Source organism: Streptomyces sp. NPDC042371, assembly GCF_056437465.1.
On sequence record NZ_JBWKAP010000017.1, the window covers coordinates 25,125 to 50,437 of the forward strand.

Annotated in this window: 23 protein-coding genes; 12 read left to right on the forward strand and 11 right to left on the reverse strand. The window is 70.0% G+C overall.

Annotation, left to right across the window (positions count from 1 at the left end):
- Positions 1 to 127 precede the first annotated feature (127 nt).
- The 7 genes from AC068B_RS35825 (at position 128) to AC068B_RS35855 (ending at position 7,345) form a co-directional block, all read left to right on the forward strand.
- Positions 128 to 2,119, forward strand: coding sequence for a hypothetical protein (locus AC068B_RS35825; RefSeq protein ID WP_478675682.1), 1,992 nt, complete (start codon positions 128 to 130; stop codon positions 2,117 to 2,119).
- A 52-nt stretch (positions 2,120 to 2,171) separates the two neighbouring features.
- Positions 2,172 to 3,548, forward strand: coding sequence for a hypothetical protein (locus AC068B_RS35830; protein WP_478675774.1), 1,377 nt, complete (start codon positions 2,172 to 2,174; stop codon positions 3,546 to 3,548).
- A 293-nt stretch (positions 3,549 to 3,841) separates the two neighbouring features.
- Complete coding sequence (locus AC068B_RS35835) at positions 3,842 to 4,138, forward strand: hypothetical protein (protein WP_478675683.1); 297 nt, start codon at positions 3,842 to 3,844, stop codon at positions 4,136 to 4,138.
- A gap of 124 nt (positions 4,139 to 4,262) precedes the next feature.
- Complete coding sequence (locus AC068B_RS35840; RefSeq protein ID WP_478675684.1) at positions 4,263 to 5,618, forward strand: putative T7SS-secreted protein; 1,356 nt, start codon at positions 4,263 to 4,265, stop codon at positions 5,616 to 5,618.
- On the forward strand, positions 5,612 to 6,034 hold the full coding sequence (locus tag AC068B_RS35845) for a hypothetical protein (protein WP_478675685.1): 423 nt from the start codon (positions 5,612 to 5,614) through the stop codon (positions 6,032 to 6,034). Before AC068B_RS35840 ends, AC068B_RS35845 begins: the two co-directional genes overlap by 7 nt.
- On the forward strand, positions 6,024 to 6,731 hold the full coding sequence (locus AC068B_RS35850) for a hypothetical protein (RefSeq protein WP_478675686.1): 708 nt from the start codon (positions 6,024 to 6,026) through the stop codon (positions 6,729 to 6,731). The genes AC068B_RS35845 and AC068B_RS35850 overlap by 11 nt, the downstream gene beginning before the upstream one ends.
- Complete coding sequence (locus tag AC068B_RS35855; RefSeq protein WP_478675687.1) at positions 6,728 to 7,345, forward strand: hypothetical protein; 618 nt, start codon at positions 6,728 to 6,730, stop codon at positions 7,343 to 7,345. The genes AC068B_RS35850 and AC068B_RS35855 overlap by 4 nt, the downstream gene beginning before the upstream one ends.
- A 34-nt stretch (positions 7,346 to 7,379) precedes the next feature.
- Here AC068B_RS35855 and AC068B_RS35860 read toward each other — a convergent pair whose 3' ends face one another.
- Positions 7,380 to 7,976: a hypothetical protein gene (locus AC068B_RS35860; protein ID WP_478675688.1), complete on the reverse strand. Its 597-nt coding sequence runs from the start codon at positions 7,974 to 7,976 to the stop codon at positions 7,380 to 7,382.
- A gap of 347 nt (positions 7,977 to 8,323) precedes the next feature.
- Here AC068B_RS35860 and AC068B_RS35865 point away from each other — a divergent pair, with 347 nt between their 5' ends.
- Complete coding sequence (locus AC068B_RS35865) at positions 8,324 to 8,995, forward strand: hypothetical protein (protein ID WP_478675689.1); 672 nt, start codon at positions 8,324 to 8,326, stop codon at positions 8,993 to 8,995.
- Positions 8,992 to 10,083, forward strand: a complete 1,092-nt coding sequence (locus AC068B_RS35870) for a hypothetical protein (protein WP_478675690.1) — start codon at positions 8,992 to 8,994, stop codon at positions 10,081 to 10,083. The genes AC068B_RS35865 and AC068B_RS35870 overlap by 4 nt, the downstream gene beginning before the upstream one ends.
- A gap of 3 nt (positions 10,084 to 10,086) precedes the next feature.
- Here the strand turns inward: AC068B_RS35870 and AC068B_RS35875 are convergent, their stop codons facing one another.
- From AC068B_RS35875 to AC068B_RS35890, 4 genes are read right to left on the reverse strand one after another with little or no spacing between them, the layout of a single operon-like run.
- Positions 10,087 to 10,941 carry a hypothetical protein gene (locus AC068B_RS35875; RefSeq protein ID WP_478675691.1) on the reverse strand — a complete coding sequence of 285 codons (855 nt, stop codon included), beginning with the start codon at positions 10,939 to 10,941 and terminating at the stop codon, positions 10,087 to 10,089.
- Complete coding sequence (locus tag AC068B_RS35880; RefSeq protein WP_478675692.1) at positions 10,934 to 11,626, reverse strand: hypothetical protein; 693 nt, start codon at positions 11,624 to 11,626, stop codon at positions 10,934 to 10,936. Before AC068B_RS35880 ends, AC068B_RS35875 begins: the two co-directional genes overlap by 8 nt.
- Positions 11,626 to 12,960, reverse strand: coding sequence for a putative T7SS-secreted protein (locus AC068B_RS35885; RefSeq protein WP_478675693.1), 1,335 nt, complete (start codon positions 12,958 to 12,960; stop codon positions 11,626 to 11,628). Before AC068B_RS35885 ends, AC068B_RS35880 begins: the two co-directional genes overlap by 1 nt.
- 2 nt (positions 12,961 to 12,962) lie before the next feature.
- The gene (locus AC068B_RS35890; RefSeq protein ID WP_356251996.1) at positions 12,963 to 13,277 is read right to left on the reverse strand and encodes a hypothetical protein; all 315 of its coding nucleotides are present in this window, start codon (positions 13,275 to 13,277) and stop codon (positions 12,963 to 12,965) included.
- Between the two features lie 414 nt (positions 13,278 to 13,691).
- Here AC068B_RS35890 and AC068B_RS35895 point away from each other — a divergent pair, with 414 nt between their 5' ends.
- On the forward strand, positions 13,692 to 14,345 hold the full coding sequence (locus tag AC068B_RS35895; RefSeq protein WP_478675694.1) for a hypothetical protein: 654 nt from the start codon (positions 13,692 to 13,694) through the stop codon (positions 14,343 to 14,345).
- Between the two features lie 60 nt (positions 14,346 to 14,405).
- Here the strand turns inward: AC068B_RS35895 and AC068B_RS35900 are convergent, their stop codons facing one another.
- The 5 genes from AC068B_RS35900 to AC068B_RS35920 all read right to left on the reverse strand — a co-directional run bounded on the left by AC068B_RS35900 (position 14,406) and on the right by AC068B_RS35920 (position 17,820).
- Positions 14,406 to 15,002, reverse strand: a complete 597-nt coding sequence (locus AC068B_RS35900; RefSeq protein ID WP_478675695.1) for a hypothetical protein — start codon at positions 15,000 to 15,002, stop codon at positions 14,406 to 14,408.
- Between the two features lie 2 nt (positions 15,003 to 15,004).
- Positions 15,005 to 15,688, reverse strand: coding sequence for a hypothetical protein (locus AC068B_RS35905; RefSeq protein WP_478675696.1), 684 nt, complete (start codon positions 15,686 to 15,688; stop codon positions 15,005 to 15,007).
- Positions 15,688 to 17,070: a hypothetical protein gene (locus tag AC068B_RS35910; protein ID WP_478675697.1), complete on the reverse strand. Its 1,383-nt coding sequence runs from the start codon at positions 17,068 to 17,070 to the stop codon at positions 15,688 to 15,690. Before AC068B_RS35910 ends, AC068B_RS35905 begins: the two co-directional genes overlap by 1 nt.
- The gene (locus tag AC068B_RS35915) at positions 17,070 to 17,378 is read right to left on the reverse strand and encodes a hypothetical protein (protein ID WP_478675698.1); all 309 of its coding nucleotides are present in this window, start codon (positions 17,376 to 17,378) and stop codon (positions 17,070 to 17,072) included. The genes AC068B_RS35910 and AC068B_RS35915 overlap by 1 nt, the downstream gene beginning before the upstream one ends.
- Positions 17,379 to 17,520: 142 nt before the next feature.
- Positions 17,521 to 17,820, reverse strand: coding sequence for a WXG100 family type VII secretion target (locus AC068B_RS35920; RefSeq protein ID WP_063792492.1), 300 nt, complete (start codon positions 17,818 to 17,820; stop codon positions 17,521 to 17,523).
- A gap of 269 nt (positions 17,821 to 18,089) precedes the next feature.
- Here AC068B_RS35920 and AC068B_RS35925 point away from each other — a divergent pair, with 269 nt between their 5' ends.
- Together AC068B_RS35925 and AC068B_RS35930 are read left to right on the forward strand one after the other, a co-directional pair.
- Positions 18,090 to 22,826, forward strand: a complete 4,737-nt coding sequence (locus AC068B_RS35925; RefSeq protein WP_478675699.1) for an FtsK/SpoIIIE domain-containing protein — start codon at positions 18,090 to 18,092, stop codon at positions 22,824 to 22,826.
- A gap of 29 nt (positions 22,827 to 22,855) precedes the next feature.
- A complete protein-coding gene (locus AC068B_RS35930; protein WP_478675700.1) occupies positions 22,856 to 23,482 on the forward strand; it encodes a hypothetical protein in 627 nt (208 codons plus the stop codon).
- Here AC068B_RS35930 and AC068B_RS35935 read toward each other — a convergent pair.
- A complete protein-coding gene (locus tag AC068B_RS35935; protein WP_478675701.1) occupies positions 23,454 to 25,154 on the reverse strand; it encodes a serine/threonine-protein kinase in 1,701 nt (566 codons plus the stop codon). The genes AC068B_RS35930 and AC068B_RS35935 overlap by 29 nt on opposite strands.
- Between the last annotated feature and the right edge of the window lie 159 nt (positions 25,155 to 25,313).

Consider the following 25,313-nt stretch of genomic DNA (forward strand, 5'->3'; position numbering starts at 1 on the left):
CTTCGCCGCCGCCCCCGCCCTGGCCGCCGCCCCCGAACCACCCCCGCAAGAGCCCACCCGAGCCGCCGCCCTCGCAGCTCACCTCCGTGCCGACCCCGTCTACGTCACCGATCAGCTCCCCCGTGCCGTGCCCCGCTCCACCGCCCCCGAGTTCGCGAAGCTCGCCGAGCGGACCGGGGTGCCGACCTATGTGCTCGTGCTGCCGAGGGCGGGGATCGGGGAGGAGAATGAGGGGCTGCTCGGGGCCGTGCACGATCGGCTCGGGCGGGACGGGCTCTATGTGCTCGTCGACGAGGGTGGCGTCGCCGCCGCCAGTGCCTTCGGCGTGCGGGTGCCGACCGACGACGCGCGGACGGTGCAGCAGTACGAACTCCCTTACGACGCCGGGCCGCTGCTCAGCTTCGAGCGGTTCGTCGAGGTCGTCGCGGAGGGGAGCAAGAAGGCGGCGCGGCATGCGGAGGACGCTCGGGCCGAGTACGCAGGACACGGGCCCCACGGCGAGGGCTACAAGGAGCCCGAGCCGCTGCACATCGGGCCCACCGACCGCCGGAACCAGTCCTTCCTGACCGGCATCGCTCTTGCCGCCCTGCCGCTGATCGTTCTGTTGCTCTCTCCGTATGTACGTCGGTGGTGGCAGCGTCGTCGGGCCGCGCCGAACCCCACTCCCGCACCCAACCTCACCCCCACCCAGCTGCTTTTCAAAAGGTCGCAGCCCGCTACCGCCCGCTTCCGGTGGACCGTCGTCGCCGTCGCCGCCGCCCTCGCGGGCACCGTCGCCCTCACCGCCACCCTCCTCTTCGACCAGACCACGTCGAGTGCCGCTCCCCCGCCCACCGGCACCGACATGACGGCCCGCGTCGAGCGCGTCGCGGACGGACTGCGGCGCGATCCGGTCTACATCGATCCGGAGAGCCCGCGGGTCCTCAGCGGTCGGGGGATGGCCGAACTGAGGAAGAGAGTGGGCGAGTTCGAGGGAGAGCGTGTGTACGTCGCCCTCGTTCCGCAGTTGGCGGAGGACGAGTCCGCGGGCGAGGCCACGGCGTTCGCCGACGCGCTGCACGCCCGGCTCGACAAGCCCGGCGTGTACGTCGTCGCCGACCCGCTGGCGGGTGGGATCGACATCATCACGTACCACGTACGCATCGACGCGAACCTCATCGCCTTCGACGTGCCCGACGCGATCCGTTACGGCGACGAAGACGACCGTTCCGACGACCACCGGCTCGGCGAGCGCCTCGACCGGCTGATGACGTTCCTCGACAAGGCGCCCCGCACGGACCCGCCCGAGACCTCCTCCTACGGTGACGCGGCTCCCGATCCCGTCGAGGAGAGCGCGCTCCCCCGCCTGTTCAGCGGGGACTTCTGGCCGGGGCTGATGGTCGGCGCGTTCGGCGCGCTGCTGGTCTTCGGGGGCGTGGCGGGGGTTCTCGGGGTTGTGCGGCGCGTTATGCGGCGCGGGGCGGCGCGTGGGTCGTCGGGGCGGGGCGCGGCGGGCGGGGCGTCTGGTGCGGGCCCCGCCTTCGAGGCACCCACCGAACCCTCCGCTTCCTACCTCCGAGACACCGCTCATGACGAACTAGCCGCGCTCATACGGGAGTTTGATCCGGACGCCGCTCTTCCCTCCGCCCAGCGCACCCGCGTATGGGACTGCATCGACACCGCCACGCTGCTCGCCGACCGGGCGGGGGCGGGGCAGGACGCCGCGGGGCCCGACGGGCGCGTCGACGACGACGTGCCGCCCGCCGACCTCGCTGCCGCCGTCACCCTCGCCCGCATGGGCCGCGCCACCCTCGCCACCGGCGACACCAACAAGCCGAGCTGCGCGTTGAACCCGCTGCACGGACCGGCCACCGCCTGGCGCGACGCCCAGTACGCGCCCGAGGACAGCAGGCGTCGCACCATCCCGGTCTGCGCCGCCTGCCGCGCCCTCGTGACGGAGGATCCCGGCCGCGCCCACACGCTCCGTCTCACCCTGCCCGGTCCGGGGCGCGGGCGGGACAGCGGCGGCAGCAGCAGCGACCGTGTTCTGTACGAGGACGCTGCGGGGCCGTTGCCCGCCGCCCGTAAGGGTGTTCCCCAACTCATTCGCAAGGTACGGGAGTACGCCGGTGTCCAGTGACCTGAAGCGTGTTGCGGCACGGCCGTCCGCCGCCCCCACCGCCTCCCTCACCCTGTCCGCGCTTCTCCCTCTCCTCCCTCTCCTCCCTCTCCTCGCCCTACTCGCCCTCCTCGGCCCACTGGGCGCGGCCGCCGCCCCGGCGTCCGCCGCCCCCGCTCCCAGCCCGGGCAAGAAGATCGCCGACGCGCTGCGCACCTCGCCGGTGTACGTCGATCCGTCGTACGCCGAATCCGCCGTACCGCCCGCCCGCCAGAAGGAACTGGCCGCGCAGATCCGGAAGACAGGCCTCCCGATCAAGGTCGCGCTCGTCCCGCTCGCCAAGGGCGACGCCTTCGGCGGCAACCCCGGCACCCTGGCGGCCGTCGTCCGCGACCACCTGGGCGACCGGGACGCGGAGGGCATCCTCATCACCACCGAGGAGTGGAACGACGACATCCGCGGCTTTGAGTGGCCGGGCGAGAAGCACCAGGCCAGGGATGCGGTGGGCGCGGTCGGCCTCATGGACGAGTTCGACGACGCCGGGCTCGGCGAACTGACCGCCGAGGCGATCCGCCTCATCGAGCGGGGCGACGGAAAGGCGGAGTACAAGAAGGCGACCAAGAAGCTGGACAGGAAGCTGGACGACGATCTGAGCGACCACGCCGGTGACGGCACGGGCGCCGACAGCGGCTCCGGTCGTTCCGGGGACTCCGGCCGCCCCGTGTGGCCGGTGCTCGTGACCGCCGCCGTCGTGGCGGCAGCGCTGCTGTCCGGCGCGGCCCTTCTCCTACGTTCCGGACATCGCCGCCGCTCCCCTTCCGGCCCTGCCGCCCGCTCCCGGGCCCCCTTCGCCTTCCCCCAGGCGGTGTTCGCGGCGGCGCACGCGGCCGACGAGGCCGAGCTGCGCCGCCGCGCGGAGACGGAGGTGCTGGCACTCGGCGAGGCCGCGCGGGCCGCCGACACCGAGACGACGCCCGGTCTTCAGCGGGCCCTGGACGCGTACGCCGCCGCGGGCACCGTCCTCGACTCCGCGCGCGGGCTGCCCGACCTGGCCGGGGTCTTGGCCCTGGTCACGGAGGGTCGCGACGCCCTGGCCGGTACGCCGGACCCGCTCCCCCTCTGCTTCTTCAACCCCCTGCACGGCCGTGCCGCCCGCACCATCACCTGGCGCCCCCTGGGCCACCGCGACCAGCTGCGGGTCGCCGCCTGCACCGACTGCGCCCGCGCGGTCCGCGAACGCCGCGCTCCGGAGGTCCTCACCGATACGTCGGAGGCCGGACCCGGCGGAGTCCCGCTCCCCTACTTCGAGGTGGACGCGGCCACGAGCGTGTGGGCGGCCACCGGGTACGGCTCGTTCATCGGTCGCGGCGGCAGCGGCGGTGACGGCGCGGAGGACGGGCTTGCGCGGCGGGTGGCGCGCGGGGACTTCTCGCGGGGGCGGCGCGGCTGAATCTCGCGGTCAGCGGCGGGCGGCGCGGCCGAATCCCGAGGGGAGAGGGGCCGCGCGGCCGAATCCCGCGAGGGCCGAGAGAGCCTTACTCCACGCCCTGCTTCCCGCCCTGCTTCCCGCCCTACTTCCCCAGGACATCCACAGAACGGGCGCTGCCGAAGCGGGATGATCATGGCAAAGTAGTACCCCGCGCAAAGCGGCGCGCCGAATAGGTAGCGTGGGGATTGCGCCAACGGGGCCGGAATCGGGCACGAATCCGGCAAGCACGGCAAGCACGGCAAGAACGGGGAGACATGTCCGGATCGGACCTGGTCGTCGACTTCCAGCTGCTCAACAAGTCGGCCAGCCAACTGAGCGCCATCGAGAAAGAGTTCAAGAATCTCGGTGAGTGGAAGGGCGACATCCAGACCGCGGTCGGTGCGTCCGACATCAAGGACGCGATGGGTGATTTCGTCGACAACTGGGACAAGAACCGCAAGCGCCTTCTCGAATCGCTCGAAGAGGTCGGGAAGATGGTCGAGAACACGCGGGACGCGTTCCAGAAGCTTGAGGACCAGTTGTCGAAGAAGGGCAAGAAGAAGGAGAAGTAGCCGCCGCTCGGAGTGCTGCCGCCACTTGGGGCGTTGCCGCCACTCAGGGCGTTCGGGGTCGTTCAGATTCATTCTGGCTTGTTCGAGTTATTCAGGATATTCGGGTTATTCGGGGGATTAGGAAATGGCACGGCCCAAGGACTGGCAACCGCTGCGCGAGAGCGACCCCGTACCGGGCGATCCGGTGACGGTGCGCGAGCAGGTCAAGCACATGAAGACGATCGCCGAGTACCTGCGCACGCAGGCCGCGGCGCTCAACGCGATGGCCGACGCGGACAACCTCAAGGGTCAGTACGCGGAGAAGCTCGGCGAGGACTCCCGCGCCCTGGGCCGCAAGCTCGACGAGGCGGAGGACCGCTACCGCGAGGTGAAGGGCCACCTTTCCGGCTGGGCCGAGGATCTCGAAGGGTTCCAGAAGCGGGCCGACAAGGCGCTCAGCGACGCCAAAGAAGCCCAGCGCATCATCGACGCCCACGAGAACAAGCCGGACTCCGACAAGAAGGCCAAGGACGGCGACGAGAAGGACAAGAAGGGCGACAAGGATTCCGACTCCGAGGATCCCGCCCTGAAGAAGGCCAAGGAGGATCTGTCGAACGCCCGCGGGCGGCTGAACTCCGCGGCCGGGGACTACGACGAGCGCGCCAGCCATTACGCGGGCAAGATCCGCAAGTCCATCGACGACGACATGGAAGACAGTTGGTGGAACGACTTCAAGGCCTGGGTCGCCGACGCCGACTGGATCGGTGACTGGGCCGACATTCTGAGCTGGGCGGCCACGATCGTGGGCATCGCCGCCATGTTCTTCCCCGCGCTCGGCGTCATCGCCCTCGTCCTGACCGCCATCGTCGCGGTCGCCCACTTGGTACAAGCGGCGACAGGCAACGGATCCTGGTTCGACGTCGTCATGGACATCGGTGCGCTGAAAATGGCGCGCAACGGCGTGAAGGCCGCCAAGGCCATCAAGATGCTGCAGCAGAGCTCCCGCAAAGCGGCGTCGGGAGTGGCCAAGGAAGGCGCCGAGGCCAGCGCGGCGGCAACCCGCAAGAACGCCATCAAGAACGCCGCCAAGGGCGAGAAGAAGAAGGCCGGCCGGTCGGGCGGCGACCGCCAGCGGAACCGCGCGCGCCGCCTGAAGATGGAGCAGAAGAACCGCACGGCGGGCAAGAAGGCGGGCGAAGAGGTGCGCGATGCCGAGATGCCCCAGATCACCGCGCAGGAAAAGGCCGGTGCTCTCGGTGACGCCCAGCTCGGCAAGCAGGTGAAGGACATCAACAAGTGGCGTGACACCTACCCGGACAACACCAAGCTGGCGGACAACGCCCGCGAGGCCGCGCGCCAGAAGGACGCCCTCCGCGGGTCCTGGGCGGTCGGCACCGGGCTCGACGCCGCCGACAAGAGCGGCGACTCGGTCTCGGGCGGCGAGTACAGCCGGATGAAGGACCGGATGACCACGCCGGTGCCGGGGACGTCGCGATGGTGACCCGGGAGACCGAGCGGGGTCAGCAGGACCGGGGCGAGCGACGCGACCGGCGTCTGACCATCGGTGTCGCCGCCTTCCGGTGGATCTTCGTGCTGGCCCTGCTCCGCATGTTCGCCACCCCCGCGACCAAGGACTTCTTCGACGAGGAGCTGCTGCCGTCGCCGACCTGGGAGTGGGCGCTGTGCTCGCTCACCCCGGGCCTGCTGATCTGGCTGGCGCGCCGCCCGGCGGACTGGCGGAAGCTGGCGGACGAGCGCTCGTTCCTGAGGATCGCGCTCGCCTTCTACTTCTGCTACGCACTGGCCTTCGCCATCGGCCAGGACGTCCTGGTGCTCTGGATCGCCGTCGCCGCGTCCCTCGCCGGTTTCGCCGGGATGTGGCACCTCAACCGCAAGGAACGACCAAGTGCTGTCTGACCAGCCCCTGTCGGCAGGCTCTCCCGAGCCCGGCGGCCCCGCCGACCCTGCCGACTCCGCCGTGGAGCTGCCGCCCACCGGCTACCGCATGCTCCTGCCCGCCGAATGGGCCCAGGTCCCGTTGCGCCACGGCACGGAGGACGCCGTCCGGCGCATCCTGGACGAGGCCTACGCCCGCATCCCCGCCGACGCCCCGCGGGACCGCATCGGCCCGTACAAGCGCGAGCTGGAGCGCCGCTTCCGCGCGTCCGTCGCCGAGGCCCAGAAGGGCAAGGGCCTGGACCTCTACCTGCCGGTGAAGCCCATGGGCGACTTCAACCTCGGGGCCTCGATCCTGGTCTCCGAATCGCTCCTTCCGCGGCGCCCCGGGGAGGAGCAGCCCCCGGCCGAACCGAGCGAGGTGGCCGTGCAGTTGCTGGCGCGGGACGGTGTGGAGGACGCCGATCTGAGCTCGGGCGACATCGACGGGGCGCTGGCGGTGCGGCGCGAGCACGTCGCCGAGGCCGCTCCGGCCAAGGGCGCCGAGCTCGGCTCGCGGCGCGTCGAGTACATCCTGTCCGTGCCGGGCGACCCGAACCGCTGGTTCGTCGCCGCGTTCTCGACGGTCGGCGGCGGGGACCCGCGGGACGAGCTGGCCGAAGCGCTCGTCGAGTGGTTCGACGCGGTGATGGCGAACTTCCGCTGGAGTCGAGCATGAGTGAACTGTTCTGGCCGATCCTCGACATCGAGGACGTCGACGACGACGCGTGGGTCATGGTCCCGCCCCGCGCCGGACGCGCGGCGCCCTTCCCCGAGTGGGACGACATAGGAACCTGGGCCCGTGAGGTCGCCGAGGACCTCTGGACGGACAGTGATCTCGACCCCGGCCCCAACGGCGTCGACTTCGTCGCAGGCACCCTGTGGCGCACCGCCGAGGCCCTCGCCCCGCCCGGCTCCGACCACTGGGTCTTCCTCCACCTCGACCACCCGGCCGACGTCCCGCTCCCCGTCTGCGCGGCGATCGGCCCGGCCTCGGGTCCCCGTGAGAAGACCCTCCGCGCCCTCACCGAGGCGGACGACACGGCCGCCGTCGAGCCGCCGGTCGTCAAGCCCTTCAAGTCCGACAGCCTCGGCAAAGGCATGACCACGTTCCGCTACATCCCGCAGGAGGACTCCCCGCACCTGCTGGCCTGCGTGCGTTACGCGTGGCAGGTCGAGGAGCACGGCGCGGACGTGGTCATCTGGACGGCCTCCGAGGACATCGCGCACGTCATGCGGGCGGCGGAGGACCTGGAGAACCTGGCCCGTTCCCTGAGCGTCTGGGCGCCCTGAGCGCCGGGAGCCCAGCCATGTCGTCCGCCGGGGCTCACGAAGGACCCGGCATGCCGATCCGTCGTACGAAGTCGTCGAGGTCGTCCATGGCTCCGAGCACCCGTCGCGGGTCGGGGGCGGCCACGATGACCAGGACGTCGCAGGCGGACGCCTCGTGGCGCCAGGCGTACCGCACGCCCGCGACGAGCGTGGCGCCGTCCGCCTCCGACAACTGCGTGTAGCGCAGGGAGCGCAGGCCCGTGCCGAGCGACTCGGTGGTGAAGCGCTCCACGATCGGCTTCTCCACGAGGCCCGGGTCGTCCGTGGTGACCAGCGCCCGCAGGCTCTCCTCGCGGTCGCCGTCCGCCTCGATCGAGGCGACGTACACCGGGAGCGGCATCAGGCGCGGGTCGGGCAGGTGGAGGTAGACATCGAACTCGGGGTGGCTCAGCGGGAATCGCTCCGCGCAGGAGCGCAGCGTCGCGGCCAGGACCTTGACGTCCTTGCGGGTCGGCTCCAGATCCCTGTCGTCCCACGCCGCCCCGGCCAGATCGCGGCCCCACTCCTTGGGTCCCTTCCACGGGGTGCCCGCCCAGGAGTTCGGGATCTGCATCCACAGATCGGTGTCGTAGTCCACATGCGGCCAGCTCACGGGTGACTCCATCGGAAGATGCTCATCTCGGCCTCCGCGGCCGCGGTCCAGCTCGGCGAAGTAGCGCTCGCCGGGCTCGCGTGCGCGCTCAACGCTCCCCCTTCAGCTACTACATCGCTGTAGAGGAAACTATCATCGGGGCGACCGGGCGGCGGGTTGGGCAGGCAGCGGCAGGCAGATCGCTGCGCCACGGACGCCCCTCGTCCCCTTGTGGACCCCGCGTCACGACACGGTGACAGTCCGCTCGAATCAGGCGACTTGCCCCGCTTTCGACCCTGGCGGAACCCAGAACCTCACGGTTAACTTCGGCACGCTGGAGACACCCCTCGCCCCACCGGGAGCCGACCGTGAACCGCCGCACCATGCCCGTCACCGCCGCGCTCGCCGCGACCGCTGCCCTGCTCCTGACGGCATGCGGCGGAAGCGACGGCGACGCCAAGGACAAGGACAAGATCGCCGGTGCCGACGGCGGCTCGTCGAAGCCGGACAAGTCGGCGAAGCCGTCGGGCGCCCCGGCTGAGGACGAGCCGGACGGCGTGGACGTATCGCTGCCGAAGAGCATGAACCTGGTCTTCGACTGGGACACGCCGAAGGACAAGGGGGAGGCGGCGGCGATGAATGATGCCGCGAACTTCATGCGCGCCATTTACCGGGGCGTCGACAAGCGGTCGACTAAGGACGCCGCCGTGACCGCCTACGGAACCGGTGACGGCCTTCACTACGCAAAGGTGCAGATCAACGAGTGGATCAAGGGCGGCTGGACGGCCACAGGGACCCGTCGTCACTACCAGGCCACCACACGGTCCGCCCCCAACGGCAATTCCGTCGAGGTCGCCTTCTGTGCGGACACCGGGAAGTTCTACGGCAAAGAGATCAAGACGGGGAAGGTCCTGAAGTCCAAGCCCAGCGCCAAGGACTTCGGCTACTACAAGATCGTGATGGTGAAGTACCCCACAGGTAAGGGCCTGTGGCAGGCGTCCAAGGTGTTCGTCGAGACGGGGGCAGAAAAGTGCCGGTGAACAGATCACGTCGTACGTCTCTCGCCACCGGCGCCACCGCTCTGGCCCTTGCCGTCGGCGCCCTGGTCCTTGCTGCGCCCAACGCGGCCGCGGAACCAGTGGATTACGGCAAGGGCGGAGACGCGGAGGGAAAGGGCGGCAGCGACAAATCCGGCGACGGCATCTACGCCGCCGCGAAGGTCCAGTACACCGGAGCTGTCACCAAGGGCGGCGGCAGCGGCAACGTCGCGTCCTCCGACGTCAACTGGACGCCCCCGCCCTGCTGGTACGCCCCGAAGTACGGCGCCAAGCAATTCAAGAAGAAGATGTCCAAGGAGCTCAAGGAGGCGGCGAGCGCACCCGGAATGGCCGGGCACGCGGGCGCGGCGATCAATGAGCTCCAACGGCATTACGAGGACGACTACGGCTGGACGGACACCCCCGGCTACAAGGACTACAACGTCGACAAGGACGGCGAGGGGATGTTCTGGGCCGCCTACGAGAACCCAAACGAGCCGGACGATCTCAAGCGGAGCTCGTGCAGCGACATCCCCTTCTGGGTCAAGAACGGCGAGGCCCCGCCGCCCCAGCACGAGGAAGCCATCGATCCGGAGATCCTCGCGGCGCTCGCCTACCAGCACATGGAGCTGCCGAAGACGAAGGTCACCCTGGCGCCCGACGGCAATACCAAGGTGAAGCTGCCGACGTGGGCCTGGCTCGACAAGGCGGCCTTCGACGAGGTCAAGGCGACGGCGGCCATCAACATCCCCGGCTTCAACCTCGAGGCGACGACGACCGCCAAGCCCAAGGCGCTCACTCTCGACCCCGGCACCGAGGACGCGACCACGCTCCCCGCGGACGGCCAGTGCCCCATCGTCGACGGCAGGATCGGCGAGCCCTATGCGCAGGGCAAGGCCAAGGAGACGCCGCCCTGCGGCATCGTCTACGGCCGCTCGTCCGCGGGCGCCACGTTCCCCCTCAAGGCCTCCCTCACCTGGGAGATCACCTGGACGGGCACGGGCCAGAACGCTCCCCTTGGCATGCCCGACGGCAAGATCGAGGCGGTGCAGGACGTCACGGTCGAGGAGATCCAGTCGATCAACCGCTGAGGCTCAGTCGAGCGGAACCTCCACCACCACGCTCTCCCCGAACCGCCACGACCCCCGGTTCCCCGTCGCCTCCGCGCGCAGGCCCATTTCCCAGGCGATGCGGGCGGCGCGCCGGTGGGAGACGGCGGGGTAGTCCTCCGGGGGGACCTTGATGTAGCCGCGGCGGTCGGTGGGGGACGTGCGCAGGGCCTCGCGGAGCTTCTGTTCCTGCTCGTCCTGCGTGGGGGAGGTCCCGGCGTCCTCCTCGCGGCGCGCCGCGACCGAGCCCCGCCAGGTCATCCAGGCGACACAGCCGAGGGCGGCGAGGAGGGCCCCTGCCGCGCTGAGCAGCTCGCCCGTGGCATCCGCTTCGCCCGGCGTACGGGGCTCCAGCTCGCCCTCCGGGTCCACGAGGACCGTGAGGACCTGGCCGACCTCGTACGCCTCGAAGCCCGTCGCCATCTCGGGGCCCGGAACGCGTGTGCCGTCCCGCCTCTCCAGGACGTAGGAGGAACGGCGGCTCTTGCCGACGCCCTCCTGCCGCTCTTTCGCGACCGTGGCCGCGACCTTCTCGCCTCGTACCTGAAGGGTCACGTCGTCACGGGCGAGATCGGCGCCGTACCCGGCGAACAGTGCGGCGACGACGATGAACAGCGCCGCACCCACGCTGGATTCCCTGGCCCCCAGCTTCCGCAGCGGGACGATCAGCATCGCTCCGAACGCGATCCACACGGGCACCATGAGGCGTGAGTCGAAGGTGCCCAGAAGGTAGGTCCCCACGACCACGGCGAGCACGCAGCAGCCGATGCCGATCGCCAGCGCGACGGGGTGCCGCGTACGCCGGGACCGGTTCTCGCCCGCTGGCCGGGCGCTACTCATGCCTGCCGCTCCGTTCCGCCGAGACCGATTTCATGATGTCACCGAGGATCTTCAGGTACTCGTCCCAGTAGCCGATCTGCTCGGTCATGAACACGAAGAGCACGGCCCCAGGACCGCTCTTCAGCGGCACGCAGACCTGTACCTGCCGGAGCGTCGTGGGAATGGGATCGTCAAGACCGAAGAGCACGCCGGGCAGCTGCAGGTCCTGATCACGTATGCAGAGGGCGGAGGGGCCGTACGGCAGCATGATCAGGGCGACTTCGGCATCCGGGTGCTGCTCGTGCCACTGCACGGCAGTGCGCCTGGCCGACCCTTGCCTGTCCTGGTTCTCCGGGCCGGTCTCCGGCCGCTCGACGAGCACGCTCAACGTGCCCTGGGACAGACCGCCGTCAGGCATCCGCAGCAGACAGGCCGACACGTGCTCGGCACCTGCCGCGATCATGGTCTGGAGCGCGTACTCACCGGACAGGACCATGCTGAACTTCTGCAGCGGCGTGGCGTCGGCGAAGAGCGGGTCGACCGCCTCGGCCATGCGGAGCATGCGCGCCTCGGGGTCCTCCGTCAGGTCGAACTCCGTGAAACCCGGGGGAAGTTCGAACCAGAAGTCAGGGAGATCCGGGACGTCGGGGAGGGCGGCGGGACCGGTCTCGGCGCCGACGGTCCCGTCGACTTCGGCGGTAGCCATCAGCCCGTCAACTCCCAAGCTCCGAGGCCGATCGCGCTGCCGATGGCCACGGCGCCGCCGAACTTGCCGCCGCCGGTGCCCGTGGCGATGTTGGCCACTCCGGTGCCCCAGGTCGCGGCGTCGTACCGGCCCTTGCTCGTCTCGTACGCATTGATCGCGGTCGGTGCCGTCCAGGCGAGCTGGGCCGCGGCCTGGACGCCTTCCGTGGCGGTCAGGGCGGCGCCCCGGGAGACGCCGAGCTTGCCGGCCGCCGCCATGATGGGCTTGTCGATGACCTTGGCGACCGGGTCCGCGCCCTTCATCACGTTCTTCGCGGTCGTACCCGCCGTCTTGATGCCGACCTTGGCGCCCGCGACGGCGCCCCCGGCACCCCGCCCCGCCTTGACCCCGGCCATGACGCCCGCCTTCGCCGCGCCGACGCCGGGCAGCATGCCCAGCGCGTCGCCGCCGAGCGTGAGCCAGTTGCCCAGGTTCTGGCCGTTGTTGCCCGTGGGCGGGAAAAGGCCGCTCAGCCCATACGCCGAGGCGTGCGAGAGAAGCGCCACCGCACTCAGCCCGATGGCCAACGGCGCGAGCACCGGGCAGAAGATCGCGATGACGCCGATGACGGAGGCCGCGACGGTGATCCAGTCCGCGTGGTTCTGGATCCACTCGCCGATGTCGGCGAGGACGTCCTTCAGCTGTCCCGGCAGGTCGGCCAGCGCCTTGCCGAGGCTTTCCAGGGCGTCGCCGAGCTTCTCCCACATGCCGGGCTCGTTCGGCGCGATGTCCATCGCGGACTTCAGGCGGTCGGCGATCTCCTTGCCGTACTCCTGGTAGTTCTTCTTGAGCCTGCGGCCCTTGCGGCGGAGGTCCTCCAGTTCGATGTCCTGGGTGTTCACCGCCCGGTTGGCCTCCTTGACCTTGTCCTCATGGTCCTTGGAGCCCTTGGAGCCCTTTTCCTTCTTGTCGGCGTCCTTGAGCTCGTCCGCCTTGTCGTACGCGTCCTTCAGCGCCTTGCTGACCACGGCCGCCTCGGCCTCCAGCTTCACGGCGGCCTTCTGCTTGCGCTCCATGTACTCGGCCCAGTCGGTCAGGGCGGAGGCGGCATCGCGAAAGGAGTCGCGGGCCTCGTCCATCTTGGGGCGGAACTCGTCGTCGAACTTCTCCCGGAAGCCCTCCGCCGCCTTGCCCTTCCAGTCGCCGACGCCCGTGCCGTGCAGCACATGGCAGATCTCGACGAGCGCCTTCGCCGTCTTGCCGACCTTCTTCGCCACGTCGTCGGCGATCGCGTGGTCGCCGGGGCAGGGCACGAATCCCAGGGCCGGGAAGTCCTCCAGTCGAGCCTCAGCCATGGTTACTCACCACTCCCCTTGCCCTTGCTCTTCCCCTTCTCCCCGACCTTGGCGAGCTCGTCGTCCAGCTTCTCGAAGGACTCCTTGATCTTGAGCAGCGCCTCCGACGCCTTCCCGGAGAACTTCGTCAGCCGCTTGATCCCGTACGACCACTCGTCCCCGAAGTCGTCCATGCGCCGGGCGAGTTCGGGCACGCCCATCGCGTCGCCGGTGACCTTCTCCATGTCCCGGCCCGGCTGCTTCATCAGATCCGCGATGTGGTCGAGGTTGTGCCGTACGCGGTTCAACACCGCGTAGTCGACCGCCAGATCACTCATCCCGCTCCCCCGTTCCCCCGGTGCCGCGCGCCGGGGATCCTAACTACTACACCCCTGTAGAGGAAGTTACCACTCCAGCCCCACGCGCCCCTGGCTGGCCCTCGACGGAGGTTCGCGCCACGCGAATCCTCATGCGCGCCCCGACGCGAATCACCATGCAATTCTCACAACCCATCCAATTTCCCGGAAAGCCCGCGATAAATCCCCGGAGGGCTGCCCCGCCTCCGCCTTGCCCTCCGAAGCACGGCGAAGCTATCACCCACCCAGAGCCCCTCTTAAGGAAATTGACGCGTCACATACGAATCCCATACGCAGCACCCCGACCACACGACGCCACTGAACCTGGCGGGATCAACAACTACACAGATAACGTAGGTCTGTTGTAGACACACCTCGCCCGACCGGGAGCCGACCGTGAAACGCCGCACCATGCCCATCGTTGCCGCGCTCGCCGCGACCATGACCCTGCTCCTGACGGCCTGCAGCGGCAGTTCCGAATCGAGCGACGAGGCCAAGGGGGCGGATCGGAGCACGAACTCGACCTCGAAGAGCCCCAAGGCCTCGCCCACCTCGCCCAACTCATCCGTCAAGGGCTCGGACTTCGGCCTTCCGGCCGACGTGAAGGTCGAAATCGAGTCGGCCGCAACAGGCGACAAGGCGAAGGACCAGATCCTCAAGGAACAGGCCGAAGGGCTGATGGCCCGGCAACGGATCTATATAGACCTGGACCCCAATTCGCGCTATCTGACTCGTTATTACGACGGTGAGGCCCGCGCCTTCTACGCCTCGGAAATCAAGAACGCGAAGGCCGAAGGACGCACCATCACCGGGCTCTACCGGTATTACGACCGGAAGGTCGAGGAGAACAACGACGGCCGCGCGGTCGTCACCTATTGCGAGGACCGCTCCAAGGCATTCGCCAAGGACATCGAGACGGGCAAGGCGCGCACGACGAAGCCGAGCCCCGAGGACTTCATCAGGAACACCGCCACGCTCAGGAAGACCGAGCACGGCACCTGGCTGGTGCAGTCCTTCCGCGGCGAAAGCTCGGCACGGGAGTGCCAGTAGGGAACCCAGGTGACGTGGACCAACTCCGCGAACCGCGACGACACCACGCGCGGACGTCGGCTACTCCCAGTGAAGCGTCCCGGCCACGGTGTCGAAGAGCTCCACCATCTGTGCCGCCAGGCCCTCCATGGGAGTGGAGAAGGTGAGAGTCAGCCACTGGCGGCTCGCGGGGACGGGGACGTGGTACGTCACGGTCGTCGTCGCGAGCGTGTTGCCCATCTGGCGCTCGGGGTCGGCGGACTCGGTCTTCTCGGTTCGCACGGCGTCACCCGCGGCGTCCAGCTTCCGCACCTCGGCGGGGCGGCCCGTCTCCGTGAGTCGGTGGGCCAGGTCGTGCGCGGTGGCGCAGCCGGGCCAGCCGTCCGGGAGCAGGCTCACGAGGAGTGAGGAGGCCAGCGGGAGGCCCTCGACGGTCAGCAGCGAGATGTAGAGCTCGACACCGCCCTCGCGGTGGGCCGCCTTCGCCTGCTTCTGCAGGTCCCGCATCAGCCGTTCCTTGAGCACGGGCGCGTTGTCGATACCCTCGAACTGGCGGTCGGCCAGCGCGGCGATGCCGCGGTCGCGCTCGTCGGGGTCGAGGTGCAGCTGGAACCAGCCCGCGGGAACGAGGATCGCGTAGTCGCCGGGCGGGGTGTCCCATTCGGTACGGAGAGGCATGTTCAGAGCTCGCTGGGGGGTTGGGGGGCGGGGTCCGGGTCGGGCTCCGCGGGGACGGGTACGAGGCGCAGGGAGGGCATGACGCGGTCGACGAGGTCCGTCAGCTCGTCGGTGCGCTCGAAGTTGAGCCATCTGGCCTCGACCAGCAGGATCGCCTCGTTCCCGGTCGGCCAGACCCAGTACCGGACGCACTCGCTGAGCTTCTTGCCCCAGCCGAAGCGCCGCTTCTCGACCAGCACCGCCTGCACCCGGACGGCCGGGCCGATCGGCAGCTCGACCTCGGTGATCTCGGCGTCGCCCTTCACCTCGGCGTAGGACCACTTCAGCAGCATGTGCTGGTACTCCTCCGGGGAGGGCCTGGTGACTCCGTCCTCTCCGTAGGCGAGGACGGACATGTCCGCCAGGAACACGCCGCTGTCCGTGTAGGCGACGGCGGTCAGGAGCGGACTGGACTCGAAGACCGACAGGGCGTGCTCCTCCAGCTCCTGCTGGAGCGCCGCCTTGCCGACACTCAGATGCAGCGGGTTGAACTGCTCCACAAGGTCTGCGGCCACCTGTCGCGCTTCCGCCCGAGTGCCCTCGTGGAGGGTGAGCCCGAGCCAGCCCCCGGCGAAGTCGAATTCGACGACGAAATCATCATCGGGGCCGGGGGAAATCCCGTCCGAATTCTGCTGTTCTTGCTCCATCACGACACCTCGTCGAAGAATAGACCGCCGACGGTCACTACACTGCCGGCCGCGCTCAGCTGCGTCGCCCTGCGCGACATCTTGTTGACATCGAACCCGACGTCTCCCAGGCTCTTGCTCAAGACCTTTGCTTCGTTGAGCGAGGCTGCCGCGGATGAGTCGGCCAAGGTCATCGACTTGCCGATACCCTTGAAGACGTTACCGTCCCCGCGCTCCTTCAGCATTGCCTTCGAATCTCTGAACCCGCCCTTGAAAGCATCTTTCCAAGTGGACCCCTTGAAGAGTTCGGTGACAGGCTCGCGGATCGACTTCCCGATGTCGCCCTTCTCGAGCCCCTTGACGACTCCCGCATCACGGTTGAACTTCTGACGGGTGCGTTTGAACTGCCGTCCGGTCAGCTTGCCGCTCTTGGCCGCCTTCATACGGTCCAGCACACCCTTGGCGTACCGCCCACTGACCTTGGACATCGCCTTGCCCGCGCCCATCATCAACAGCCCCACCGCCGCCGTGGCGAGCGCCGTCCACGACTCGTCGCCCATTCCGACCTGGATCGCCGTACACGCGATGTTGACGATGGTGGCCACCATGGAGACGGCGCCCAGAAATCCCGCAAGTCCCTGGCCGATGACAGGAATCCAGCCGACCGCCAGAGCGGCGATACCGGCCCACTTGGAGATGTTCTCCGTCCAGTTCGCCACGACGTCGACGACATCCGCGAAATCGTCCCAGAAGCCGTCCTTCAGGGAGTCATCAGAGATCGCGTCGTCGATCGCGTTCCGCGCCTTGCGCGCCGCCTCGTCCCGGATGCTCTGGGCCTTCTGCAGCTTGTTCCGGGCCGCCTCCAGGGACTTCCCCGCGGCCTCTTCCCGGTCCTCGAGCTTCTCCTTGGGGCTCTTGCCGCCGCTCTTGCCACCGCCGCCGTCGTCGTCCTTGTCGGACTTCCCGGAGAGGCCGTCCAGGCCCTTCTTCGCGGCGCTCTTCTCGGTCTCCGCGTCCTTGGCCTGCTGCCGGGCGACCTCGGCGATGCGCTGGGCGCGCTGGAGTTCCGTGGCGTAATTGCCGGGCTGCGCCGAGGCGTTCGCCTCGTAGTCGGTTCCGTGGTCGACGATCCGGTCGCCGACCGCGTCGGCCACCGTCTTGTAGCGCTTGTGCGCGGCTTCCAGACGGCCGCGGCACTTCTTCGCCTTTTCGCGGAACTCCTTGCCCGCGTCGCTGTCCCAGGAGTCCACCTCGGACGCCGCCTTGAGGTGGCGTACCTGGCGTTCGAGCTCGTTCGCCGTCTTGCGGAGCTTTCGGCCCAGCTGTTCCAGCCGGTCGGGGTCGCCGGGGACCGGGTCGTGGTCGGCCAGCGGCTGCCAGTCCGTGGTGCGTCCGCCCGCCATCAGGACTTCTTCTTCTTGTCGGAGTCGCGCAGGACCTTCGCGAGCTCACTGTCGATCTTTTCGTACGTCTTGGCGGCGCCCTTCGCGAGATCGGAGAGCTGCTTGATCTCTTCCCCGAGTTCCTCGCGGTGGCTGTCCCAGTTCTCGACGAAGTCCCCGAACTGCCAGGAGAGGTCGTGCTCGCCGAAATCGTCCTCGTACTGGCCCTTCAGCTTTCCGAGACCGTCGAATGCCTCCTTGATGTTCCCGAGGCCGACACCCATCTCCCGGATGACGTTCAGGTCGTCGATCCTCGTGTACTCCCCCACGAGCCTTCCTCTCTGTCACGCCCTCTGTCACGCCGTCGTTCCTTCGGCCCCTCGGCCCCTCGGCCTTTCGCCTGCGAAACGCCGAGGGCGGGGGCGGCGGAGACCTCCCGCCACCCCCGCCCTCGAAGAGGCCACGCCGTGGCTACTTCTTCGCGGCCCGGCCCAGCTCGTCGTCGATCTGCTCGTACTTGTCGGCAGCGTTCGTCAGGTAGTCGCCCATGCCGTCCAGACCGTCGATGGTCTTCTTGGCGCCCTCGACGAACTCGTCGAAGTTCTCGTCGAACGCCTTCGAGGCGCTCTTGGTGACGAAGCCCGTCTCGACGAGGTTCTTGATGTACTTCTTCAGCCCGTCGAGCTTCTCGTTGAGCTTGTCCTTCTCCTTGACCACGTGCTTGGCCGCGTCACGCATGTCCTGATATGTGACATCAAGGTCCTTGGCCATGAGGCTCTCTCCCAATCAACTCGCCGCAGGGCCAACCCCCGTGGCTCCCGTAACGCGGATGGTGTGATCTTCCGCTCTTGCGCCAGCAGCTTACGGGTGGGGCGGATGGGATCACAGCCCGGTTCAGTCACAGCTCTGCTATGAGCGAGTGCGAACTGGTGCGAAGGGATACGTGCGGTTTCGCGATGAGCCCGTGCACGGGCCGTTGCCTGTGGGAAGGGTGGAGCGGATATCGTCAGGCGCATTGTTCAGCTCCGGGGAGGACGATCGTGCGCCTGACTCTGACCGTCGTCGATCCGTTCGGCGGGGGCACCGCCGACGTGGTTCTCGACGCCGATCCCGAGTCCACCGTGCAGGACATCGCGGTGGAACTGGCCCGGCAGGTCGGCCACAGCGGCGCGCAGGTCATCCCGATCGGGCACGGGCAGCAGGCCCCGGGCGGTGGCGCGCCGATGATCTATGTCGACGGGTACGCCGTCGACCCCTCCGCCACCGTCGTCACCTCGCCGCTGCGCGAGGGCGCCGTCATCAGCCTCAACGATCCTGCGGGCTGTCTGCCGGGAGAGCCCTCCGGCCTCGTCGAGCTGCGCGTCGCGAGCGGGGCCGCGGCCGGTTCCGTGCACCGGCTCGGCATCGGGCGGTACGACATCGGGAGCGGGCCCGCCGCGTACATCCGCATCGACGATCCGGAGATGGCCGGGCGCGCGCTCACGTTGTCAGTTGCAACGGACGGCACCTGCCAAGCCACCCTGCACGGGGACGAAAAGGACAAGGAGGGTGTGACCCTCGACGGTTCGCCCTTCGGTGAAGAGAAGGACGAGGACGAGCCGATCGAGGCCGCCCCGCCCGAGGGAGAGTCCAAGAAGGACCGGAAGGCGCGGGAGAAGCGGGAGCGGCAGGAGAAGAAGGAGCGGAAGGAGGCGCGGGCCAAGCGGGCGAAGGGGCGGCAGGACACCGTCGTATGGCCGCTCGGCGCGCAGATCGCCCTCGGCAACACCCTTCTCGAACTGGTCAGGTACACGCCCCCGAACGCCGCCCTGAAGTGGTCGGAGGACGGTGCCGGGCTCGACTACAACCGGCCCCCGCGGCTGCGTCCGCCCGAGCGGCAGACCAGCTTCCGGCTGCCCAGCCCTCCCCGTGAGTACGAGGCGCGCCCGCTGCCGTGGCTGATGGCGCTGTTCCCGCTGGTCGGTGCCGTCGTCGCCGCGATGATCTTCAATCGCTGGTACTACCTGGTCATGGCGGGACTGAGTCCCATCATGCTGTTCGGCAACTACTTCATGGACAAGAAGCACGGGCGTAAGTCCCATGCGAAGCAGGTCAAGGAGTACAAGGAGACCAAGGCGCGGATCGAGAAGGACGCGCAGGACGCCCTGGTCGCCGAGCGGCTCGACCGGCGCAACGCCGTGCCCGACCCCGCCAGCGTCCTCGCCCTGAGCACCGGGCCCCGTACACGGCTGTGGGAGCGGCGGCGGACCGACGGCGACCATCTGCTGCTCCGGTTCGGCACCGGGCAGCTGCCCTCCGAGGTCGTCCTGGACGACCCGGAGAAGGACGAGCACCGGCGGCAGGTGACGTGGAAGATCGAGGACGCGCCCGTCGCCCTGCCGCTGAAGGGTCTCGGCGTCATCGGCATCGCGGGGCCCGACGACTCCGCGACCGCGCTCGGGCGCTGGGCCGTGGCGCAGACCGCGACGCTGCACAGCCCGATGGACGTGCAGTTCTACGTGCTGACCGAGACCACGTCGAAGGAGAGCTGGGACTGGGTGCGGTGGCTGCCGCACGCCCGGCCCTCGGGCGGTCAGGACATCAACGTACTCATCGGGACCGACGCCGAGACCGTCGGTGCCCGCATCGGTGAGCTGACCCAGATCCTCGACGCGCGCGTGAAGGCCGCGGAGGACAACAAGAGCCAGGGCGCGAACTTCTCCGACCCGGACATCGTCGTGGTGTGGGACGGGTCGCGGCGGCTGCGGTCGCTGCCCGGCGTGGTGCGGCTGCTGCGCGAGGGTCCCGCGGTGCACATGTACGCGCTCTGCCTCGACACCGAAGAACGGTTTCTGCCCGGCGAGTGCCAGGCCTTCGTCGTCGCCGAGCCGAAGGCGGCCCCCCACGCGTACGCGGGCGGTCCCGTCCCCCAGGGCGTGCCGAACGCGCCCGCACAGCCCCAGCACGCCCCCGGCGGCTTCCCGTCCTTCCAGGCCTGGCACACCACCGCGCCCGACCCCCAGCAGTCCAGCGCACCCCGTGAGCTGCGGCTGCGCGTCGAGATGAGCGGTGCCGAGCGGCTGCGCGACGTACGGCCCGACTTCGTGACGCCCTCCTGGTGCCTGCGCCTGGCACGGTCCGTGTCGCCGCTGCGCGACATCAGCGGCGAGACCGAGGACTCCGCACTGCCCGGGTCGAGCCGACTGCTCGACGTGCTGCAGCTGGAGCCGCCGACGGCGGGGGCCATCACCGCCAGGTGGCAGGCGGGCGGGCAGTCCACCATGGCCGTCATCGGTGAGTCGTACGACGGGCCCTTCGGCATCGACATGCGCAAGGACGGCCCGCACGGCCTCATCGCCGGTACCACCGGTTCCGGTAAGTCCGAGCTGCTGCAGACCATCGTGGCCGCGCTCGCCGTGGCCAATACGCCGGAGAACATGACCTTCGTCCTCGTCGACTACAAGGGCGGCTCGGCGTTCAAGGACTGTGTGAAGCTGCCGCACACCGTCGGCATGGTCACCGACCTCGACGCGCACCTCGTCGAGCGCGCCCTGGAGTCGCTCGGCGCCGAGCTGAAGCGGCGCGAGCACATCCTCGCCGACGCCGACGCCAAGGACATCGAGGACTACCAGGACCTCGTGCGGCGCGACCCGTCGCACGCGCCCGTGCCGCGGCTCCTCATCGTCATCGACGAGTTCGCCTCGATGGTGCGTGACCTGCCCGACTTCGTGACGGGCCTGGTCAACATCGCCCAGCGTGGCCGTTCGCTCGGCATCCACCTGCTGCTCGCCACGCAGCGGCCCTCCGGTGTCGTGTCGCCCGAGATCCGCGCCAACACCAACCTCCGCATCGCGCTGCGCGTGACGGACGGCGCCGAGTCCAGCGACGTCATCGACTCCCCCGAGGCCGGGCACATCTCCAAGAACACCCCGGGACGGGCGTACGTGCGTCTCGGGCACGCCTCCCTCGTGCCCTTCCAGTCGGGACGCGTCGGTGGCCGCCGCCCCGGCGCAGCCGACCCGGCGCTCCTCGCGCCCTGGGTCGACTCCCTGGACTGGGCGGCCCTAGGCCGCGCCTCGCTGGTGAAGCCGAAGGCCCAGGCCCGCGAGGAGGAGGAGATCACGGACCTGAAGGTCCTGGTCGACGAGGTCATCGAGGCCAACAGGTCCCTCGGCATCCCCGCCCAGCACAGCCCCTGGCTGCCCGCGCTCGGCGAGACGCTGCTGCTCGACGAGATCCCGGCCCCGGCGCCCCGCACGGCCCCCGGCGCGCTCACGCCCGCCGCGTTCGGCGTCGAGGACCTGCCCGCCGACCAGGCGCGCCGCCCCGTCGTCGTGGACTTCGCGCACTTCGGCCACCTGATGATCGGCGGCGCCCCGCGCTCCGGCCGCTCGCAGGTGCTCCGGACCATCGCGGGCTCCCTCGCCCGCACCCACTCCAGCGCCGACGTGCACCTCTACGGCATCGACTGCGGCAACGGCGCGCTCAACGCACTGACCCGACTGCCGCACTGCGGCGCCGTCGTCGGCCGCAACCAGACCGAGCGCGTGGTGCGCCTCATCAACCGCCTCAAGGGCGAACTCACGCGCCGCCAGGACCTGCTGGCCGACAAGGGGTACGCGGACATCGGCGAGCAGCGCGCCGACGCCACCGAGGACGAGCGGCTGCCGCACCTGGTCGTGCTGCTCGACCGGTGGGAGGGCTGGCTGCCCACCCTCGGCGAGGTCGACCACGGTGCGCTGACCGACGAGATCACGACGATCATGCGGGAGGGCGCGAGCGTCGGCCTCCACATGGTGATGACGGGCGACCGCCAGATCCTGGTCGGCCGCATCTCCTCCCTCACCGAGGACAAGTACGGCCTGCGCCTCGCCGACCGCTCCGACTTCTCGATGCTCGGCATCCCGGCCCGCAAGGTCCCCGAGGAGATCGCGCCGGGCCGCGCCTTCAAGAACGAGAGCGGCACGGAGACGCAGTTCGCGCTGCTCTCCGAGGACTCCACGGGCCAGGGGCAGGCCGCCGCGATCTCCGCGATCGGCGAGCAGGCCGCGGCCCGCGACGCCGATGTGCCGCGCCACCGCCGCCCGTTCCGCGTCGACACGCTCCCCAGCCGCATCTCCTTCGAGGAGGCCTGGGAGCTGCGCGACCCGGACGCCTCGCGCTCCAAGCTGTGGGCGCTGGTGGGCATCGGCGGCGACGAGGTCATGGGCCACGGCCCCGACCTGGCGGAGGGCGTACCGGCCTTCGTCATCGCGGGCCCGGCCAAGTCGGGCCGCTCGACGGTCCTGATGAACATGGCGCGTTCGTTCCGGACGCAGGGTGTACGTCTCGTCGTCGCCGCCCCGCGCCAGTCGCCGCTGCGTGCGCTCGAAGGCACCGAGGGCGTGCTGAAGGTGTACACCGAGGACGACATCGACGAGGACGAGTTCGAGGAGCTCATCGACGAGGCGGAGGCGTCCCCGGAGAACCCGGTCGTCGTCCTGATCGACGACGCCGAGATCCTTGAGGACGCGGACGCGGCGAGCCAGTTCAAGCGGATCATCCAGCGCGGCGCCGACCTGGGTCTCGCCCTGGTCCTCGCCGGTGACGAGGAGGACGTCTGCAGCGGCTTCTCGGGCTGGCAGGTCGACGCGAAGAAGGGGCGCCGCGGCATTCTGCTGTCGCCGCAGGACAGCTCCAGCGGCGACCTCATCGGGCTCAGGATCTCGCGGAGCATGGTCGGCGGCCCGGTGGCGCCGGGCAAGGGCATGCTGCACCTCGGCAACGGCGAGATCTCCACGCTGACGACTCCGTTGTAGTCGGCGACTCGGTGAAAGGGCGGACGTCCGTGGGGAGTTCGGCGAAGAAGACCCGGCGGCGCGCGGCGGGGCCCGCGCTGCGGTACGACCACGCGCCGGGGGTACGGACGACCTCGGGCCGGTCGGGGAAGCGGGGCCTCCGGGCGCGGCTGCGTTCCTTCGGCTTCGGATTCGCCGTGTTCGCCGGTGTGGCCGTTGCGTGCACGGCACTCATCCTCGGACCCGTCCGCTGGGCCGGGGAGATGTGGCACGACCTCGCGCCGGACTGGCCCGGCGAGGGCTACGGCTTCGCAGCCACGGCAGGGCTCCTCCTCCCCGTGGCGGGCGCACTCGCGATCACACCGCTCTTGCGCACCAACTGGCGCAAGGAGAAGCTGCGTTCGTCACTGTGGGCGGTCGTCGCGCTGCCGGGGGCGTCCGCGGCGCTCATGCTCATCGCCATCGCGATGGCGACGATCCGGCCGAAGCGCAGCCATCGGAACGGCACGTGCTCCGCGGCGGGCGAATACTGCTGGATCAGCAGTCACTACCCGTACGTCTGGGCGGTGGGCCTCGCAGCAACCGTCCTGGGCGCACTGGCCGTCATCGGCTCGTACGACCTCTACGCCAAGAAGCGGAAGCGCAGCCTCACTCCACCCGCGTCAGCCGCGCCCTAGGGTCGCCCGCGTCGGGGTCGTCCGACGTGTAGGCGAGCGTCCTGCCCGCCGCGTCCAGGCGCAGCCGGACCATGTGGGGCGTCTGCGCGCACTGGCCGCCGTTGCCCTCGGCGCCCTTGCCCTCCGCCACGACCTCCTTCTTCGAGGCCGACTTGAGGGTCAGGACGTCCGTGCACGTGTTGCCGATCGGGTCGCGCTGCAGGACCGTGCCGAGCCGGTCGCCGGGCTTCGCCTGGCGCAGGGTGACGGTGAACGTACCGAGGGGAATCGTGCCGTTGCTCGCGTCGGCCTTGCCGCGCCACTCGCCGAGGTAGGCCGGGGGGACCCGGCCCTCGTCGGCGGAGTCGCCCGGGGTGCTGGGCGCGCTGGACGCCGGTGGCTCCGCGCCCTGGTCGCCCGCCGACTGCTCGTCGTCCGGCAGCATCCCGAAGACGAACACCGAGCCGACGGTGACGGCGGCCAGCGCCCCGGCCACGGCGAGCGCGACGGAGCAACTCACCTTGCGGCCGCGCCCGTTCGGGCCCTCGGGCACGGAGGTCGCGGCCACGGAGACGGAGAACCTGCCGGGCGGCCGGGTGTCCGCCCGCGCTTCGGAGCGGGGTTCCGGCCCCGGGGGTGCCGAGGGCGCAGGGGGCGCGTCAGCGTAGGCGGGAGAGGAGGCGTACGAAGGGTCGGGCGGCCCGAAGGAGCCCTCCACGGCAGGGGTGTTGAACGCCACGGGCCCGGAAGGCGCGTTCACGGACACCGCGCCCGCACCCGTCGCGCCCGCCCCCGCCCCCGTGTCCAGATCCAGCAGCCGCACCGCGCTCCGGCTCACCCGCTCCACCACGGGCCCCGGCAGCCAGCCCGCGGCCACCAGCGCCGACGCGCCCTCGGGGGCGAGGCGCCGGGCGAGCTCCTCCGGGGTGGGGCGCGCGGACGCCTCCTTGGCCAGACAGGCGGCGGCGAGGTCGTGCAAGTCGCCGCTCAGCGCGCTGAGTTCGGGCTCCTCGTGGACGACCTTGTAGAGCAGGGCCGCCGACGAGTCCCCGGGGAAGGGTGACTGCCCCGTCGCCCCGTACACCAGGACCGCCCCGAGCGAGAAGACGTCCGCCGCGCCCGTGACGCCCTTGCCGAGGATCTGCTCGGGCGACATGTAGCCGGGCGAGCCGATGGAGACGCCGGTGGAGGTGAGCGAGGCCGTGCCGTCGGTGGCCCGCGCGATGCCGAAGTCGATCAGGCGCGGCCCGTCGAGCGTGAGCAGGACGTTCGACGGCTTCACGTCGCGGTGGACGAGCCCCAGCCCGTGCACGTGCGCCAGCGCCTCGGCGAGGCCCGCGCCCAGGACGCGAACGGAGTGCTCGGGCAGCGGCCCGCCCTCCCGCACCGCCTCGGTGAGCGAGGGTCCGGCCGCGTACCCCGTGGCGACCCACGGGACGGACGCCTCCGGGTCCGCGTCCAGGACGGGCGCCGTCCAGTCGCCGCCGACCCGCCGGGCCGCGTCGACCTCGCGGCGGAAGCGGGCCCGGAACTCCTCGTCGAGCGCGAAGTGCGGGTGGACCACCTTGACCGCGACGGTGCGGCCGCCCGCGCTGCGGCCCAGATAGACCCGGCCCATGCCGCCGGAGCCGAGCCGGCCGAGCAGCCGGTAGGGACCGATCACGGTGGGTTCGTCGGCTTCGAGCGGATGCATGACCTTGGCCTCCCCCAGGCGCGGCGCCGGACACCTCACGCGACTCAGCACTGCGGATCAGCGTAGTGCGCGAGCAGTGCGCGAGCCGTCGAGGGAACGCCCTCGCCCACTTCCCCCTCTACATGTGAGTAATGACCGCTTTGGGCCTTATCAGCCCTT

Bases quoted from the DNA above. Each gene is read 5' to 3' on its own strand.
- AC068B_RS35885 (WP_478675693.1), bottom strand. From the start codon at position 12,960: ATGGCTGAGGCTCGACTGGAGGACTTCCCGGCCCTGGGATTCGTGCCC.
- AC068B_RS35845 (WP_478675685.1), top strand. From the start codon at position 5,612: ATGGTGACCCGGGAGACCGAGCGGGGTCAGCAGGACCGGGGCGAGCGA.
- AC068B_RS35840 (WP_478675684.1), top strand. From the start codon at position 4,263: ATGGCACGGCCCAAGGACTGGCAACCGCTGCGCGAGAGCGACCCCGTA.
- AC068B_RS35920 (WP_063792492.1), bottom strand. From the start codon at position 17,820: ATGGCCAAGGACCTTGATGTCACATATCAGGACATGCGTGACGCGGCC.
- AC068B_RS35875 (WP_478675691.1), bottom strand. From the start codon at position 10,941: ATGAGTAGCGCCCGGCCAGCGGGCGAGAACCGGTCCCGGCGTACGCGG.
- AC068B_RS35880 (WP_478675692.1), bottom strand. From the start codon at position 11,626: ATGGCTACCGCCGAAGTCGACGGGACCGTCGGCGCCGAGACCGGTCCC.
- AC068B_RS35835 (WP_478675683.1), top strand. From the start codon at position 3,842: ATGTCCGGATCGGACCTGGTCGTCGACTTCCAGCTGCTCAACAAGTCG.
- AC068B_RS35900 (WP_478675695.1), bottom strand. From the start codon at position 15,002: ATGCCTCTCCGTACCGAATGGGACACCCCGCCCGGCGACTACGCGATC.
- AC068B_RS35855 (WP_478675687.1), top strand. From the start codon at position 6,728: ATGAGTGAACTGTTCTGGCCGATCCTCGACATCGAGGACGTCGACGAC.
- AC068B_RS35890 (WP_356251996.1), bottom strand. From the start codon at position 13,277: ATGAGTGATCTGGCGGTCGACTACGCGGTGTTGAACCGCGTACGGCAC.
- AC068B_RS35905 (WP_478675696.1), bottom strand. From the start codon at position 15,688: ATGGAGCAAGAACAGCAGAATTCGGACGGGATTTCCCCCGGCCCCGAT.
- AC068B_RS35935 (WP_478675701.1), bottom strand. From the start codon at position 25,154: ATGCATCCGCTCGAAGCCGACGAACCCACCGTGATCGGTCCCTACCGG.
- AC068B_RS35910 (WP_478675697.1), bottom strand. From the start codon at position 17,070: ATGGCGGGCGGACGCACCACGGACTGGCAGCCGCTGGCCGACCACGAC.